The sequence below is a fragment of the Planomonospora algeriensis genome (assembly GCF_977012225.1).
The window spans coordinates 1-1,297 of sequence record NZ_CDRNDK010000871.1 but is presented as its reverse complement, the minus strand read 5'-3'; the positions used below and the strand labels follow the sequence as shown (position 1 = coordinate 1,297).

1 protein-coding gene is annotated in these 1,297 nt (G+C 70.9%); it reads right to left on the bottom strand.

What is annotated here, in order from left to right:
• On the bottom strand, positions 1–1,255 hold a 1,255-nt coding region (locus tag ACWJ6R_RS36520; RefSeq protein WP_449066574.1), incomplete at its 3' end, for an FtsK/SpoIIIE domain-containing protein.
• Between the last annotated feature and the right edge of the window lie 42 nt (positions 1,256–1,297).

Here is a 1,297-nt window from a genome sequence, read left to right as displayed (position 1 = left end):
CGCGGGCACCGTCGCCGAGGACCATGTCCACCTGTTCGGACTCGTCGAGCCGGAGTGCGATCTTGTCCGGGAACAGGTTGCGGATGTTCATGACCTCCTTGCGCGGGTCCTGGAGCGCCGCCATGACCCCGACGCCGACCGCCCGGCCCTGCGTGGTGAGCGTGGCCAGCGCGGCGGAGATGCGCTGCTTCAGGGCCCGGTCGGACTGGTAGGCGGTCAGGAACGCGACCTCGTCGACGAGCACCAGGACGAACGGGTCCTCCACGGTCGGAACGTGGGAACGCCGGACCCCGGCGAACCGTCCCGCGCGCTCCTGCATGACCTTGACCGCGTCATCCAGCAGATCGGCGCATGCGGCCGGATCGGCGGCGTAGCGGTCCCCGAAGATCGACCGGCCGAAGGACAGCTCCATGAGCTTGGGATCCAGCGCCCAGATCTCGACCAGGCCGGCCAGGACCGCCGGGATCAGGCCCCGAACGACCGACCACAGGAACGAGCCCTTCCCGGCCCCGGTCGCGCCCGCGACGAGGACGTGGGTGCCGTGCAGCGCGAGCCGGTACGGCCTGCCGTCCTCCCGTATGCCGACCTCGACCGGCCCCACCGACGCCCCGTCCGGAACGGGAACGGCCGGCAGCGGGACGGCCAGCGGATCACGCCGGGGGAAGGTCACCAGCAGGCGGCCCGCACGGGCGACCGCGACCCGGCAGGAAGTGGCGCCGAAGCCGTGGGCGAGGTGGTCGAGCCGGTCGGCCCAGTCCTTGACCGACTGCCCGGCGAGCATCTTGACCGTGACCACGTCGGCCCAGGAGGTGCAGCGGACGTGCAGGATGCGGGGCAGGTAGTCCCGGCCGTGCAGGTGACGGCCGAGCCCGGAGACGATCATCACCGGTTGCCAGTGCCGCCGGTAGACCCAGAGCAGCCGCCACCAGGCCAGCAGCCGCCAGCCGATCCAGACGTTGAACGAGTCCCGGTCGAACAGCGCCCACGGCACGACGACGGAGACGGGGACGGTGACGGCGACCAGGGCGACGCGCCAGCCGTACAGCCAGGCGATGGTGACAGGAGCGACGGCCAGGGCCACGGCGACGGGGTGCCGCCAGACGAGCCGGACGAGCCCGGCGATCAGGCGGCCAATGAAGATTGCGATCGTGACGACGACCGGGGTCTGGACGACGGCCGGGCGGAACACCACGGCGGTGTCAGGAGTCGTGGAGACCAGGCCGGAGACCTGGTCGCCGGGTAGCTTCTTGAACATTAGGCTTGAGCCCTCTCTTGAATCGCATCTGGGGAGAACCGA